Source organism: Roseomonas sp. BN140053 (assembly GCF_047690175.1).
In the GTDB taxonomy this organism is placed as follows: Bacteria; Pseudomonadota; Alphaproteobacteria; order Acetobacterales; family Acetobacteraceae; genus Roseomonas.
In genome coordinates this window covers 20,357-35,044 of the sequence record NZ_JBLLEB010000025.1, presented here as the reverse complement: position 1 = coordinate 35,044, position 14,688 = coordinate 20,357, and the positions used below count along the sequence as shown (strand labels likewise).

The following is a 14,688-nucleotide window of genomic DNA, read 5'->3' as shown; positions in this document are numbered from 1 at the left end:
AGGAACACCCACTGCACCGGATCGCAGCCCGGAACCAGCAAGGGTGGCCGCCGGTCGCCTCAGTGCGGCCGGTCGCGCAGGGCGGCGGTGGCCAGGGCTGCGATCTCTGCCAGCGCGTCGGGGCTCAGGGGCAGGCGCAGCAGCGCGCCATCGGCCGTGCGCAGGTCCAGCGTTTCGCCCTGACCGCCGCTGAGCAGCGCCGCGGTCAGCACGGTGGGGGTGGTGCGGACGGAGGAAGGGGCGTGGGGGGAGGTCGGCATGGCACACCTCTTGGGGCCGTTGATCCGGGGGGATGGATGCCGGCCTTTGCCGGCCGCTTTTTCTCGCCGACCAACCACTAACGGGCGATGAACGCCACACGCGCCGCGACGCCGATCACGCCGTTATTGCCACGGATCTTTCCCCGCCTGCTGTGCCGGCGGCTCCGGATCACGTCCGGCTTCGCGCCCGGTGCGCCCGGCCGCAGCGGGACAGGCCCCGGCCGCCCCGTGCCCATCACTCCGGCCCACGCGGCTTGACGCCCGAAACGTTTCGGATGAACCATGCGCGCGCAGGAAACGCCGCCGCACTATGTCGCTCACCCGCATCGCCGCAGCCCTGGGCCTGTCCGTGACCACCGTGTCGCGCGCCCTGGGCGGCCATGACGACGTGGCCGAGGCCACGCGGCGGCGCGTGCAGGCGGAGGCCGAGCGCATCGGCTACCGCGCCAACGCTTCCGCCCGGCGGCTGCGCGCCGGCGTCAGCGACGCGATCGGCGTGATCCTGCCCACCGGCCCCGGCCAGCTGGAGGACGCCTTCTTCCTGCGCCTGCTGGGCGCGCTCGGCCCGCGCCTGGCCGCTGCCGGGCTGGACATGCTGGTGGGCGCGGCGCGGCCGGGGGCGGAGGAACTGGCCCTGTACCGCCAGCTGGCCGAGAACCGCCGCGTCGACGGTTTCCTGCTGGCCCGCACCCGGCGGCAGGACCCGCGCGTGGGCCTGCTGCTCGACCGCGGCGTGCCCTTCGTGGTGCATGGCCGCACGGAGGAAGCGCGGCCGCACGCCCAGGTGGACGTGGACGGCGCCGCCGCCTTTCGCCAGGCCGTCGGGCGCCTGCTCGGCCTGGGCCACCGCCGCATCGGGCTGATCAACGCGCCTTCCGCCTTCAGCTTCGCCCATCACCGCGAGAGCGGCTGGCGCGCCGCGCTGGCCGAGGCCGGCCTGCCCCCCGGCCCGCGCGCCGAGGCGGAGGCCACGGAGGAGAACGGCTTCCGGCTGATGGCGGCGATGCTGCGCGAGCCGCGGGCACCCAGCGCCGTGCTCTGCGCCACCGACCGGCTCGCCGTGGGTGCGCTGCACGCCGTGGCCGCCGCGGGGCTGCGCGCCGGGCGGGACGTGTCGGTGATCGGCTACGACAACCTGTCCGTCGGCACCTTCACTGACCCGCCGCTGACCAGCTTCGAGCCGATGGTGGACCAGACGGCCGAGCGCATGGTGGCGATGCTGCTGGCCCTGCTGCGCGGCGCCTCGCCGGAGGGCATGGCGGAGGTCGTGGCCGCGCAGCTGGTGGCGCGGTCCTCCGACGGGCCGGCACCCCCGGAAGGGGCGTCGCGCCCGCCGCGCCGTGCCCGGCCGAAGCTACCCGGACGCATCAACAGGGAGGATCCGTGACCCATGACCGACACCGCTGAAGCAGCCCCCCTTTCGCGCCGCGCCGCCGGCACGCTGGGCCTGGGCGCCCTGCTCGCCGCCGCCCTGCCGGGCACCCGCGCGCGGGCCCAGGCGCAGGAGCTGGTGTTCCTGTCCACGCAGCTGCGGCCGATCGAATCCGCGCAGCGCATGCGGCAGCAGATCCTGTCCGGCTTCGGGGCGCCGGTGAACTTCGTCACCGAACAGCCGCCGCAGCTGGGCGTGCGCGTGCGCGCGGAACAACAGGCGGGCGGCCGCAGCACCAGCCTGATCGGCGGGTTGCACGGCGAGATCCTGCCGCTGCAATCTTCCAACGCGCTGGCGCCGCTCGACGATGTGCTGGCCGCCCTGCCCAACCGCAGCTTCAACGCGGCGATGCTGGAATCCGGCAAGCTCGGCGGCGCGCAGCAGCGCTACATCCCCTGGATGCAGGCCACCTATCTGATGGTGGCGCACAAGCAGGCCCTGCCCTTCCTGCCCGCCGGTGCCGACATCAACGCGCTGAGCTACGAGCAGCTCGGGCAATGGGCCGCCACCATCCAGGCCCGCACCGGCCAGCGCCGCCTGGGCTTCCCCGCCGGCCCCACCGGGCTGATGCCGCGCTTCTTCGAGGGCTACCTCTACCCCTCCTTCACCGGCGGCGTGGTGACCACCTTCCGCTCCGAGGCGGCGGAAGCGATGTGGACGCAGTTCCGCGAGCTGTGGAAGGCGGTGCACCCCAATTCCACGAACTACGGCTTCATGCAGGAACCGCTGCTGACCGGCGAGGTCTGGATCGCCTTCGACCATGTCGCGCGGGTGATCGACGCGCTGAACGCCAAGCCGGACGAGTTCGTGGCCTTCCCGGCCCCCGCCGGGCCCAAGGGCCGCGGCTTCATGCCGGTCGTGGCCGGCCTCTCCATCCCGCAGGGTGCGCCCGACGCGGCCGGGGCGGCCAGGCTGATCGAGTACCTGACGCGGCCGGAGGTGCAGATCCGCACCCTGCGCGCCACCGCCTTCTTCCCCGTGGTGCAGACGGATCTGCCGACCGACCTGGAACCCGGGCTGCGGCTCGCGGCGGACGCCATCGCGAAGATGAGCGCGGCGCCGGACGCGCTGGTCAGCCTGTTGCCGGTCGGCCTCGACCAGCGCGGCGGCGAGTTCGACAAGGTCTTCACCGACACCTTTCAGCGCGTGGTGCTGCGCGGCGAGCGGCCGCGCGCCGCCCTCGACCGCCAGGCCGAGGCGCTGCGCCGCATCATGACGGAAACCAACGCCCCCTGCTGGCAGCCCGACCCGGCCTCGAGCGGCGCCTGCCAGGTCGGCTGAGGGTGCGCTCCCAGCGACCGGCCCTGCTGCCCTACCTGCTGATCGCGCCCTCCGTGCTGTTCCTGGGCGCGCTCTTCCTGGTGCCGCTGTTCCAAACGGCGGTGCTGGCCTTCCAGGCGGGCGGCGGCTGGTCGCTGAACAACGTCCACCGCATGATGGACGACATCAACTTCGGCGAGGCGGTCGGCAACACTTTCTCCGTGGTGCTGCTGGCCGTGCCGCTGCAGCTGGCGCTCGCGCTGGCGATGACGGTGCTGCTGCGCCAGGTCGAGCGCGGGCGGGACCTGATCCTCTGGGTCTGGTCGATCCCGCTGGGCATCTCCGACCTCGCGGCCGGGCTGGTCTGGCTGGCGCTGCTGACCGACCTGGGCTGGGTCAACACGGCGCTGTTCCGCCTGGGCCTCACGGACGGGCCGCAGAGCTGGCTGACCTACGAGACGCCCTGGACCCTGCTGGCCGCCATCGTGGTGGCGGAGCTGTGGCGCGCCACGGCCATCGTTTTCGTGATCCTGCTGGCCGGGGTGCAGCTGCTGCCCAAGGAGTACGAGGAGGCGGCGGAGGTTTTCGGCGCCTCGCCCTGGCAGCGCTTCCGCAAGGTGACGCTGCCGCTGCTGCGCCCCTCCATCCAGACGGCGCTGATCCTGCGCACCGTGCTGGCCTTCGAGATGTTCGCCATGGCCCTGGCCCTGGGGGGGCGGAACTTCCCCGTGCTGGTAAGCGAGGCCTTCAATTGGCAATACGGCAGCCAGGATTACGGCGTGGCCGCCGCCTGTGCCGTGCTGGTGATGCTGATCTCCCTGGCCGCTACGGTGGTGTTCCTGGTGGGCTTCCGCACGCCGGCGGGGCAGCGCTCGTGACCGCCGCGCACCCGCTGCGCCGCTTCCTGCTGCTGGGCGGCGTCACGGCCCTGTGCGCCTGGACGCTGATCCCCATCGCCCTGCTGGCGCTGGGCGCGCTGGGTGGGCGAGATTTCGTGACGCGCTGGCCGAAATCGCTGTCCGCCGGCGACTTCTCGCTGGACACGCTGCGCGGCTTCCTCGCCATCGACGGCGTCTGGGCCGCCACCTGGGTCAGCGTGCAGGCGGCCTTCCTGTGCATGGCCATCGCCCTGCTTCTGGGCGTGCCCGCGGGCTACGCCCTGGCGCGGTTCCGCTTCCGCGGCGCCGGCGCCTATCGCGTGCTGATCCTGATGACCCGCGCCTTTCCCGTGGCCATCCTGGCCCTGCCGCTGACCGTGGGCTTCATCCGCCTGGGCGTCTACGACACGCCCTTCGGCGTGGCGCTGCTGCACGCGGTGCTGGCCACGCCCTTCGCCACGCTGGTCTGCGCCAGCCTGTTCCAGGGCATCCCGGCGGAGCTGGAGGAGGCCGCCTGGGTCTTCGGCTGCTCGCGCTTCACCGGCTTCGTGAAGGTGGTGCTGCCGCTGGCCCTGCCGGGCATCGCCGCGGCCTCCATCTTCGCCTTCGTGCTGAGCTGGAACGAGGTCTTCGCCGCTTCCGTGCTGACGGTGCGGCACCGCACGCTGACCGCCTACCTGCTGTCGGTGCTGTCAGAATCGCCGCTGCACCTGCAATTCGCGGGCGGGCTGATCCTGATCGTCCCGTCCATCCTGTTCATCTTCCTGGTCCGCCGTCGCCTTTTCGCGATGTGGGGCATCGGCAACCGCTAGGGCGCGCATGGCGACGATCGGCATCGACGGGATCCGCAAGAGCTTCGGCGCGGTGCAGGCGCTGCAGGCGGTGGAGCTGCTCGTGCGCGACGGCGAGTTCCTGGCGCTGCTCGGCCCATCCGGCTGCGGCAAGACCACGCTGCTGCGCATCATCGCCGGGCTGGAAACCCAGACCGCCGGCCGGGTGCGGATCGGCGAGCGCGACGTGACCGACCTGCCGCCGCGCCGCCGCGGCCTGGCCATGGTATTCCAGAACTACGCCGTGTTCCCCCACCTGACGGTGTTCGAGAACGTCGCCTTCGGCCTGCGCATGGGCAAGGCGCCGAAAGACCGTGTGCAGCGGCAAGTGGAGCGCGCCGCGGCGCTGCTGCACATCGAGCCCTATCTCGGGCGCTATCCCGCGCAGCTCTCGGGCGGGCAGCGGCAGCGGGTGGCGGTGGCGCGCGCCCTGGCAGTGGAGCCGGAGGTGCTGCTGATGGACGAGCCGCTGAGCAACCTCGACGCCCTGCTGCGGCTGGAAATGCGCGCCGAGCTGAAGGCCGTCCTGGCCGAGGCCGGCACCACCACGATCTACGTCACCCACGACCAGACCGAGGCGATGGGCCTGGCCGACCGCATCGCGGTGATGCAGGCCGGGCGCATCGAGCAGATCGGCAGCCCGGCCGAGATCTACCACCGCCCGGGCTCGCGCTTCGTCGGCGCCTTCGTGGGCAGCCCGCCGATGAACTTCCTCCGCCTGCCCGTGCGAAACGGCGCGGCGGCGCTGGGCGACCTTTCCCTGCCCTGCCCGCCCGGCACCGCGGCGGAGGTGCTGCTGGGCCTGCGCGCCGAGGACCTGTCCCCGGCGCCGCCCGGCGAGGGCTTCGCCTTCACTCTGCGCGTGGCCGAGCCGCTGGGCTCGCACGTGCTGCTGACCGGCAGCGCCGCGAACCAGCCGATGCGCGCGGTGGTGCCCTACGAGGCCGAGGGCGTGGGCGAGGGTTTCGCGCCCGGCCGCGTGCTGCACCTGCGGCCGCATCCCGGACGGCTGAACTGGATGGACGCGGAGAGCGGCCGCGCCCTGGAGGCTTCGCGATGAGCGGCATCGAGGCGGCGCGGCAGGTGCTGCGTGACAACGACCGCGGCGGCTATTCCGTGCCGACCGACCGGCTCTACCCGTTCCAGTGGAACTGGGATTCCGCCTTCGTCGCCATGGGCTTCGCCACTTTCGACCCCGGCCGCGCCTGGTCGGAGATCGAGTGGCTGCTGCGCGGCCAGTGGGAAGACGGGCTGGTGCCGCAGATCGTGTTCCACGCCCCCGCCGACACCTATTTCCCCGGCCCGGAGGTTTGGGGCATCCGGCGCGAGCCGCCGACCTCCGGCATCACCCAGCCGCCGGTGCTGGCCACCGCCGCGCGCCGCGTGCTGGCCGCCTCGCCCGGCCCGGAGGGGGAAGCCCGTATGGCCGCGGTGTATCCCAGGCTGCGCGACAGCCATCGCTGGTGGGCCGCGGCGCGCGACCCCGGCGGCACCGGGCTGGTGGCCACGCTGCACCCCTGGGAAACCGGCATGGACAACAGCCCGGCCTGGGACGCCGCGCTGGACCGCGTGCCCACGGACACGCGCACGGAAATCCGCCGCCGCGACACCTCGCACGTCGATCCCGCCTTCCGGCCGCGGGCGATCGACTACCAGCGCTTCATCCACCTGGTGGAGGTGTTCCGCGACGCCGGCTGGGACCCGGCGCGGATGCTGGCGGCCTCGCCCTTCCGGGTGGCGGATGTCGGCACCAACGCCATCCTGCTGCGGGCGGAACAGGACCTGCTGGCGCTGGCGGATCGCTTCGGCAGCCCGGCCGAGGCCGCCGAGATCGCGGCGCGCATCGACCGCGCCGCGCCGGCGCTGGAGAAGCTGTGGGATGCGGCGCGGGGGCACTACCTGTCGCGCGACCTCGTTTCCGGCGAGGCCATTCCCGTGCGCACCTCCGCCGGCTTCCTGCCATTGTTCGCCGGGCAGGCCGGGCACGCCGCGGCGCTGGCGGACACGCTGCGCCGCTGGGCCGAGGCGGCGCGCTTCCGCGTCCCTTCCACCGATCCCGGCCACCCGCTGTTCGAGCCGCTGCGCTACTGGCGCGGCCCGGTCTGGGCGGTGGTGAACTGGATGATCGCCGAAGGGCTGCGCCGCTGCGGCGAGGTGGCGCTGGCCGAGGCGGTGGCGGCCGACACGCGGGCGCTGATCGCGGCGGGGGGCTTCAGCGAGTATTTCGACCCGCGAACCGGCCAGGGCATCGGCGGCGCCACCTTCTCCTGGACCGCGGCGGTCGCGCTGCTGCTGGAACCGGGGGCGGCGTGATTCCCGCCGGCGCCATCGACTGCGACATCCACCCGGCGGTGCCCGGGCTCAGGGCGCTGCTGCCCTATCTCGACCCGCACTGGCGCGACATGGTGGCCGAGCGCGGCGTGCACGAGCTGGACACCATCTCCTACCCGCTGCGCAGCCCGCTGGCCGCGCGGCCGGACTGGCGGCCGGAGAGCGGCAAGCCCGGCGCCGAGTTCGAGCGCGTCCGGCGCGAGGCGCTGGACGGCTTCGGCAGCAGCCTCGCCATCTGCAACCCGCTCTACGGCGTTTCCGTGCTGTTCAGCGAGGACATGGCCGCCGCCTTCGCCCGCGCGGTGAACGACTGGATGGCGCGCGAATGGCTGGACCGCGACCCGCGGCTGCGCGCCTCGGTCGTGGTGCCCGTGCAGAACGCGGAACTGGCGGCAGCGGAGATCGAGCGCTGCGCCGCCGACCGCCGCTTCGTGCAGGTGCTGCTGCCGGCGCTGGGCGAGGCGCCGCTGGGCAAGCGGCAGCACTGGCCGATCTATGCCGCCGCCGAGAAGCACGGGCTGCCCGTGGGCATCCATGCCGGCTCCTCCTACCGCCATCCCGTCACCCCCGTCGGCTGGCCCTCCTACTACACGGAGGACTACGTCGGGCAGGCGCAGGGCATGCAGACGCAGCTGACCTCGCTGGTCTGCGAGGGCGTCTTCGGCCGTTTCCCCGGCTTGCGCGTGGTGATGATCGAGAGCGGCTTCACCTGGCTGCCCGCCTATCTCTGGCGGTTGCACAAGTACTGGCGCGGCTTGCGGCTGGAGATCCCCTGGGTGGACCGGCCGCCGCCGGAGATCATCCGCGACCAGGTGCGCTTCACCCTGCAGCCGGTGGACGCGCCGCCGGAGGCCGGGGACCTGCTGCGGGTGATCGAGCACATGGGCTCGGAGGAGCTGCTGCTGTTCTCCACGGATTATCCGCACTGGCAGTTCGACGGCGACGCGGCGATCCCCGCCGCGCTGCCGGAAGCGCTGGCGCGGCGGATCGCCCTGGACAATCCCCGCGCGACCTATCCCCGATTGCAGGAGAGCGTGGCATGACCGTCGAACTCCGGAACCCCGTGGCGGCCCCGGCCGGCCACAGCAAGCCCGCCATCGCCGACTGCGACATCCACCCCTGCCTGGCCAATGCGCGCGACATCATGCCGTACCTGTCCGAGCGCTGGCGGCGGCACATGGACAGCTTCGGCCTGCTGCCGCGGCACGGCTACCAATCCGGCCCGGCCTACCCGAAGGGCCAGCCGGACGCGGCACGACGCGACGCCTGGCCGCCGGGCGGACGGCCGGGCAGCGACCTCGCTTTCATGCAGGCGCAGCACCTGGACCCCAACAACGTCGCGCTGGGCGTGCTGAACGTGATCGCCCCCGCCGCGGGCGCTGCGCAGAACCTGGACTTCAGCGCCGCCATGGCCCGCGCGCTGAACGAGTGGCAGGTGGCAGAATGGACCTCCAAGGACAGCCGCCTGAAGGCTTCCGTGGTGGTGCCCTACGAGGACGCCGCCGCCGCGGCGGCCGAGATCGCGCACTGGGCCGGGCACCCGGACTTCGTGCAGGTGCTGCTGCTCAGCCGCACCGCCGAGCCGCTGGGCCAGCGGCGCTACTGGCCGATCTATGCCGCGGCGCAGGAAGCCGGGTTGCCCGTGGGCGTGCACGCCTTCGGCTACGGCGGTTATCCCGTCACGGGGGGCGGCTGGCCCTCCTTCTACATCGAGGAGATGGTCGGCCACGCGCAGTGCTGCCAGGCGCTGCTGACCAGCATGGTGATCGAGGGCGTGTTCGAACGCTTCCCCCGGCTGCGCATGGTGCTGATCGAGGCGGGCTTCGCCTGGCTGCCCTCGCTGGCCTGGCGGCTGGACAAGCACTGGGCGCGGCTGCGCGAGGAAACCCCGCACCTGACCCGCGCGCCCTCCGCCTATATCCGCGACCACGTCTGGATGACCACGCAGCCGATGGAGGAGCCGGAAAAGCGCCGGCACCTCGGCGACGTGATCGGCTGGATCGGCGCCGACCGCCTGCTCTTCGCCACCGACTACCCGCACTGGGACTTCGACGACCCGGAATGGAGCCTGCCGGTACGGCTGGAGGATGCGGCGCGGCGCGGGCTGTTCCTGGACAACGCCCGGGCGCTCTACGGGGTGGGGTGATGCCGCGCCACCTCGTCGCCCCCGCCTCGGCCCTGCCGCCGGGCGGGCGCCTGCTGGTTGAGGCCGGCGGCAAGCAGGTCGTGCTGTTCAACCTCGGCGGCGAGCTCTTCGGCCTGCTGAACCGCTGCCCGCACCAGGGCGGCGCGCTGTGCCACGGCACCGCCGTGGGGCTGGTGGAGGCCGACCCCGCCGCCCCCGGCCAGATCCGCTATTCCCGGCCCGGCGAGATCCTGCGCTGCCCCTGGCACGGCTGGGAGTTCGACATCCGCACCGGCCTGTCCCGCGCCGAGCCGGAACGGCTGCGCGCCCGCGCCTACCCCGCCGGCGTGACGCCCGACCCGGCCGAACGCCCCGCCGCGACCACCGTGCCGGTGGGCAGCAGCGAGGGCCGGATCTTCGTGGACATGCCCTGACGGGCGGCCCGGCACCGGCGGGCCGCCGCCGCGGGGCAGCGGCGCGCGAGGCCGCCGGGCATTAACCGAACCGCATCGCTTCCGGCCGCATCCTGGCGTTCCCGGGTCGCGCCCGCGCCGCGTCGCGCGCCCTCGGCCCCGCTGCACCCCAGGCTTCCGGAACCCGCCCCATGACCTCGCCCAAGCTGCTCGCCGCCCTGACCCTGGCCGCGGGACTGGCGCTCGCGGCACCCGCCATGGCGGCCTGCACGGATGCCCAGGCGGAAGCCAAGATGACCGACCTGACCAACCTGCTCGGCCCGCTGATGAGCCGCAACGCCGCGCTGACGCAGACCATCGCGACGGAGATGCAGACCGCCATGCTGCAGCCCACTTCCGAGGAAACCTGCGCCACCTACGACCGGCTGATCGCCCGCGCCCGCGCCGGCCGCTGATCCCCACGGCCCGGACGCGCCGGCGGCCACCGCCGCCGCCGCTTCCGGGCCATCCGGCGCGGCCCCGCCGAGCGGCGCCCGCTCAGCGCGGGGCGCTGCTGTAGCGCCAAAGCTTGTTGGCCACGTCCACTTCCAGCAGCCGCGACTTGATGTAGCCGTCGCCGTTGTCCTGCATGGTGATGCTGTTCAGGCCGCTCCAGGTCTTCACCGCCGCCAGCCCGTCGGTGATGGCCTGCCGCATCTGCGGAACGGCGGTGGTGCCGTCCAGCCCCTTCTCCTTCATGATGCCGGCCAGCAGCATGATGGTGTCGTAGCCCATGGTGGCGTTGGACACGTTGATCGGCTTGGGCAGGCTGGTGGTGCGCTCCGCCCGCTCGATGTAGCGGCGGGTGAAGTCGTCGTGCCCGGCCACGCCGGGGGCGGGGTCGTTGGTGTTGAAGCCGATGGTGTAGACCCGGTCGGCGCCGGCGGTGACGGTCTGCACGAAGTTCGCCGCCCAGATCAGCGCGTTCACCAGCACCGGCACCCGCAGCCCCTGCACGTCCAGCTCCTTCAGCAGCGCCAGGCTGTTGGGCCCGAAGGAGCTGACGAAGACCGCGTCCGGCGAGGCGCCCTTGATCTTGATCGCTACCGGGGAATAGTCGGTGGTGCGGGTGTCGAAGGACACGGTGTCGGCGACGGTGAGGTTCTTCGCCCGCGCCACCTTGGCGAATTCCGTCATGCCCGCGGCGCCCGAGGCCTCGCGCGCGTCGCCGGTGATCACCACGTTGCGCAGGTTGGGGAACTTCGCCAGGAACTCCGTCACCCCTTCGGGGATCATCACGTCGTCGGACGGGTGCAGCTTCAGCGCGTAGGGCTTGCGGGCGATCCCCGGCTTCAGCGCGGTGAAGTTGATGGTGGGCACGCGCATGGCGTTGGCCAGCGGCGCCACGCTCTCGAAGGTGGTGCCGGAGATCGGGCCGAGATGGGCGGCGATGCCGTCGGCCACGTGGCGGCGGAACAGCAGCACCGTCTCGTTGGCCAGGCCCTGGTCGTCGTCGATGATCAGCTGGATCGGACTGCCGTTCACCCCGCCGGCGGCGTTGACCTCCTCGATCGCCATCTCCACCGCGGCGCGGTACATCTCGCCGTTGGGGCGCTGGAAGCCCGAGAGCGGCATGTTGGCGCCGATCTTGATCGGCGGCTTGTCCGCCGCCAGGGCCCGCGTCGCCGCCGGCAGAATGCCGAGCAGCAGCCCGGCCTTGGTCAGGTTGCGCCGCGTGAGTTCCACCGTTTCCTCCGTTTGTTTCAGGCCACGCCGAGATACTGGCTGAACAGTTCCGCATCCGCGCCCAGCGCCGCCGCCTCGCCCTCGCGCACGATGCTGCCCTGGCGCAGGACGTAGCCGCGATGGGCGAAGCGCAGCGCGGCGCGCACGTTCTGCTCCACCAGCAGGATGGACATGCCGCGGTCGCGGAAGCCGCGCAGCACGCGGTAGGCTTCCCGCACCATCAGCGGCGATAGGCCCAGCGACGGCTCGTCGATCAGCAGCAGCCGCGGCGGCGTCACCACCGCGCGCGACAGGGCCAGCATCTGCTGCTCGCCGCCCGACATGCTGCCGGCCTTCTGGTGCCGCCGCTCGCCCAGGCGGGGGAAGATGCGGAACACCTCCTCCACCGCGGCTTCGAAGGAGCGTTCGGGCCGCGTCGCCGCCGGCTGCATGTCGTGGCCGAGGCGCAGGTTCTCCAGCACCGTCTGCCCGGCCAGCACGCCGCGGGTTTCGGGCAGGTGCAGCACGCCGCGGCGGACCAGCGCGTGGGTGGGCAGCTTGCGTACCGGCTCGCCGTCCAGCCGCACCGTGCCCTGGCTGGGCAGCATGTTGCAGATGGCGCGCAGCAGCGTGGTCTTGCCGGCGCCGTTGGCGCCCACCACGGCCACCGCCTCGCCCGGCATCACCCGCAGCGAGCAGCCCTTCAGCGCCTTGATCGGGCCGTAGGAAACGTGGAGGTCCTCCACGGCCAGGGCGGGAGCCGCGGCGTCAGTCATCGCCCTCCTCCTCCACGCCCAGATAGGCCTCGATCACCCGGCGGTCGGCCAGCACCGCGCGCGGCAGGCCTTCGGCGATATTGCTGCCGGCATCCATCACCACCATGCGGTCGGACAGGTCCTGCATGAAGGCCATGTCGTGCTCCACGATCACCACCGCGTCGACGCGGCTGCGGCAGAAGCGGACGGTGCGGGCCAGCTCGGCGGTTTCCTCCTCGTTCATGCCGGCCGCCGGCTCGTCCAGCAGCAGCAGGCTCGGCCGCCCCATCAGGGCGCGCACGATCTCCAGCCGGCGCGCCTCGCCGTAGGCCAGGGAGCCCGACAGGTGGTCGGCCTTTTCCGCCAGGTGCACCTGGTCCAGCAGCGCCAGGGCGCCGGCGATGTCGGAACGCCCCGGCCGCGCGAACGCCGCCCGCAGCGGGTGCAGCGCGTGTTCGGGCGCCGCCACCAGCACGTTCTCCAGCACGGTCATGCGGCGCAGCAGGCGGATGTTCTGGTAGGTGCGGCCGATCCCCAGCCGGGCGCGGGCATAGGAGGGCGCGCGGGAAATGTCGCGCCCGCCCAGGCGGATCGTGCCGGAACTCGGCGGGTAGATGCCGGCGACGAGGTTGATCAGCACGGATTTCCCGGCGCCGTTGGGCCCGACCAGCCCGAGGATCTCGCCGTGCCCGACCTCCAGCGACAGCTCGTTCACCGCCGTCAGCCCGCCGAAGCGCTTCACCAGCCGCTGCACCGACAGCACGGGTTCCCCAGTGCCTTGCAGCACGGCCTCCGCGGCGCTCACGGCGCCCCGCGCTCCGGCCGCACGGCGGCGGCGGTGTCCGGCCGGGCCGCGGCGGCATCGCGCCGGCGCGCGGTGAGGCTGCGAAAGGCCAGCAGACCGTCCGGGCGCACCAGCAGCAGGAGGAGGATCACCAGCCCGAAGGCCGTCGGGCGCCAGCTCTGCAGGCCGCGCACCAGCTCGGGCAGCAGGGTCATGATCACCGCGCCCAGCGCCGGGCCCCACATGTTGTTGGTGCCGCCCAGCACGGCGTAGAGCACGATGTAGACGGAGGCGACGATGGAGAACTGCTCGGGCGAGATGAAGATGATGTAGTGGGCGTAGAAGGCCCCGGCCACGGCCGCGATCCCCGCCCCCGTGCCGAAGCAGAGCAGCTTGACGTAGACCACGCGAATGCCGAGGGCGCCGGCCACGATCTCGTCCTCCCGCACCGCGTCCAGCACCCGCTGCGCCGGCGAGCGTGACAGCAGCCACAGCCCTGCGCCCACCACGGCCACCAGCACCACCACGTGCCAGGGCGTGGTGCCGACCATGCCGCCGAAGCCCTGGATGCCGCCGAGATAGGGCATGGACTGCACCGCCGACTGCACGGAGATGGCGAGCCCCGTGGTCAGCAGGATCAGGTAGATGCCGCGCGTGCGCAGCGCGGGAAAGCCCACCAGCGCCCCGAACATCGCCGTGCCCAGTCCGGCCACCGCGGCGGCGGCCAGCAGCGGCACGCCGAAATTCACCGTCAGCACGCTCGACGCATAGGCGCCCATGGCCATGAAAGCGCCGTTGGCGAAGCTCAGGCTGCCCGACATCAGGATGATGTAGACGCTCCAGGCCAGCACGACGTTGAGGCCGGCCAGGACGACGTAGTCCTCGATCATGCCCGGGTCTCGCGCGACAGGGAGGAGCCGAACAGGCCCGAGGGGCGCCACAGCAGCACGGCGATCATGAACAGCCACACCAGCAGGTCGGCCAGCTGCCCGAGCCCGAAGTTGAAGGCCACCGCCTCCACCACCCCCACCAGCAGCCCGCCGATCAGGGCACCGCGCAGGTCGCCCATGCCGCCGATCGCCATGATGGCCAGCGCCTTGAGCCCGAAGGTGAAGCCGACATCGGTGCTGGCGTAGCCGGTGCGCAGCGCCATCGCCGCCCCGGCCAGCCCGGCCATGGCGGAGGCGATAAAGAACACCTTCTGGTTGACCCGCGTCACGTCGATGCCGAACAGCGCCGCCTTGTCGGCGGATTCCGCCACCGCCCGGATCTGCCGCCCCAGGCGGGAGCGCGTCACCACGAGGTGCAGCACCAGCATCAGCAGCAGCGCCACGGCCAGCACCCCCAGCCGCAGCAGCACCACGTCGGTGCCGAGGATGCGGATCGTGGCCGCTTGCAACCCGGCCGGCAGGTCCAGCGCCCGCGGCTCCGTGCCCCAGATCTTCTGGGACAGGTCGATCATGATCAGCCCGATGGCGAAGGAGGACAGCGCCGCCGTGACGTGGGCGTCACGCGAGCGGAACTTGCGGAAGCCCACGAACTCCACCAGCAGCCCCAGCAGGCCCGAGACCAGGATGGCCAGCAGCACCGCCACCACCAGCGGTGCGCCCAGCGCCAGGGCGGCCAGGCACAGGAAGCCGCCCAGCATGAAGATCTCGCCGTGGCTGAAGTTCAACTTGTCCAGCACGCCGAAGACCAGCGTGTAGCCCTGCGCGATCAGGGCATACATGCTGCCCAGCACCACGCCGTTGATCAGCTGCTGCGTCAGCACGGGCGTGGCTCCCACGCCCTCGGGCACGGCTCCCATGCCCTCGGGCATGGCCCCCATGCCTTCGGGCGCACACCCTGCGCCCACGGGCGGGCGCCCGATGCGGAGCCGCGCGTCGCGCACGGATGCGGCCATGCCATCTGCGCTC

The 14,688-nt window shown here is 72.6% G+C and carries 16 protein-coding genes; 10 read left to right on the top strand and 6 right to left on the bottom strand.

Features of this window, described 5'->3' with window-relative positions:
* Positions 1–59 precede the first annotated feature (59 nt).
* On the bottom strand, positions 60–260 hold the full coding sequence (locus ACLIBK_RS18665) for a hypothetical protein (protein ID WP_415388804.1): 201 nt from the start codon (positions 258–260) through the stop codon (positions 60–62).
* Positions 261–570: 310 nt separating this feature from the next.
* Between ACLIBK_RS18665 and ACLIBK_RS18660 the strand changes: the two genes are divergently transcribed.
* The 10 genes from ACLIBK_RS18660 (at position 571) to ACLIBK_RS18615 (ending at position 9,984) form a co-directional block, all read left to right on the top strand.
* Positions 571–1,647 carry a substrate-binding domain-containing protein gene (locus tag ACLIBK_RS18660; RefSeq protein ID WP_415388803.1) on the top strand — a complete coding sequence of 359 codons (1,077 nt, stop codon included), beginning with the start codon at positions 571–573 and terminating at the stop codon, positions 1,645–1,647.
* Positions 1,648–1,650: 3 nt separating this feature from the next.
* The gene (locus ACLIBK_RS18655) at positions 1,651–2,973 is read left to right on the top strand and encodes an ABC transporter substrate-binding protein (protein ID WP_415388802.1); all 1,323 of its coding nucleotides are present in this window, start codon (positions 1,651–1,653) and stop codon (positions 2,971–2,973) included.
* Positions 2,974–2,975: 2 nt separating this feature from the next.
* Positions 2,976–3,830 carry a carbohydrate ABC transporter permease gene (locus tag ACLIBK_RS18650; protein ID WP_415388801.1) on the top strand — a complete coding sequence of 285 codons (855 nt, stop codon included), beginning with the start codon at positions 2,976–2,978 and terminating at the stop codon, positions 3,828–3,830.
* Complete coding sequence (locus tag ACLIBK_RS18645) at positions 3,827–4,642, top strand: carbohydrate ABC transporter permease (RefSeq protein WP_415388800.1); 816 nt, start codon at positions 3,827–3,829, stop codon at positions 4,640–4,642. The genes ACLIBK_RS18650 and ACLIBK_RS18645 overlap by 4 nt, the downstream gene beginning before the upstream one ends.
* A gap of 7 nt (positions 4,643–4,649) precedes the next feature.
* Positions 4,650–5,720, top strand: coding sequence for an ABC transporter ATP-binding protein (locus tag ACLIBK_RS18640; protein WP_415388799.1), 1,071 nt, complete (start codon positions 4,650–4,652; stop codon positions 5,718–5,720).
* The gene (locus ACLIBK_RS18635; protein ID WP_415388798.1) at positions 5,717–6,973 is read left to right on the top strand and encodes an MGH1-like glycoside hydrolase domain-containing protein; all 1,257 of its coding nucleotides are present in this window, start codon (positions 5,717–5,719) and stop codon (positions 6,971–6,973) included. The genes ACLIBK_RS18640 and ACLIBK_RS18635 overlap by 4 nt, the downstream gene beginning before the upstream one ends.
* The gene (locus ACLIBK_RS18630; protein ID WP_415388797.1) at positions 6,970–8,034 is read left to right on the top strand and encodes an amidohydrolase family protein; all 1,065 of its coding nucleotides are present in this window, start codon (positions 6,970–6,972) and stop codon (positions 8,032–8,034) included. The genes ACLIBK_RS18635 and ACLIBK_RS18630 overlap by 4 nt, the downstream gene beginning before the upstream one ends.
* Positions 8,031–9,137, top strand: a complete 1,107-nt coding sequence (locus tag ACLIBK_RS18625) for an amidohydrolase family protein (RefSeq protein WP_415388796.1) — start codon at positions 8,031–8,033, stop codon at positions 9,135–9,137. Before ACLIBK_RS18630 ends, ACLIBK_RS18625 begins: the two co-directional genes overlap by 4 nt.
* Positions 9,137–9,550, top strand: a complete 414-nt coding sequence (locus ACLIBK_RS18620; RefSeq protein ID WP_415388795.1) for a Rieske (2Fe-2S) protein — start codon at positions 9,137–9,139, stop codon at positions 9,548–9,550. The genes ACLIBK_RS18625 and ACLIBK_RS18620 overlap by 1 nt, the downstream gene beginning before the upstream one ends.
* Positions 9,551–9,720: 170 nt before the next feature.
* Positions 9,721–9,984, top strand: a complete 264-nt coding sequence (locus tag ACLIBK_RS18615; protein WP_415388794.1) for a hypothetical protein — start codon at positions 9,721–9,723, stop codon at positions 9,982–9,984.
* A gap of 82 nt (positions 9,985–10,066) precedes the next feature.
* Here the strand turns inward: ACLIBK_RS18615 and ACLIBK_RS18610 are convergent, their stop codons facing one another.
* The 5 genes from ACLIBK_RS18610 to ACLIBK_RS18590 are packed head-to-tail and all read right to left on the bottom strand — an operon-like array spanning position 10,067 to position 14,675.
* Positions 10,067–11,254 (bottom strand): ABC transporter substrate-binding protein, encoded by a 1,188-nt coding sequence (locus tag ACLIBK_RS18610; protein ID WP_415388793.1) that lies wholly within the window; start codon positions 11,252–11,254, stop codon positions 10,067–10,069.
* 17 nt (positions 11,255–11,271) lie between these two features.
* The gene (locus ACLIBK_RS18605; protein WP_415388792.1) at positions 11,272–12,009 is read right to left on the bottom strand and encodes an ABC transporter ATP-binding protein; all 738 of its coding nucleotides are present in this window, start codon (positions 12,007–12,009) and stop codon (positions 11,272–11,274) included.
* On the bottom strand, positions 12,002–12,793 hold the full coding sequence (locus ACLIBK_RS18600) for an ABC transporter ATP-binding protein (protein ID WP_415388791.1): 792 nt from the start codon (positions 12,791–12,793) through the stop codon (positions 12,002–12,004). Before ACLIBK_RS18600 ends, ACLIBK_RS18605 begins: the two co-directional genes overlap by 8 nt.
* Positions 12,790–13,662: a branched-chain amino acid ABC transporter permease gene (locus tag ACLIBK_RS18595; protein ID WP_415388790.1), complete on the bottom strand. Its 873-nt coding sequence runs from the start codon at positions 13,660–13,662 to the stop codon at positions 12,790–12,792. Before ACLIBK_RS18595 ends, ACLIBK_RS18600 begins: the two co-directional genes overlap by 4 nt.
* Positions 13,659–14,675 carry a branched-chain amino acid ABC transporter permease gene (locus tag ACLIBK_RS18590; protein WP_415388789.1) on the bottom strand — a complete coding sequence of 339 codons (1,017 nt, stop codon included), beginning with the start codon at positions 14,673–14,675 and terminating at the stop codon, positions 13,659–13,661. Before ACLIBK_RS18590 ends, ACLIBK_RS18595 begins: the two co-directional genes overlap by 4 nt.
* Positions 14,676–14,688: the final 13 nt, after the last annotated feature.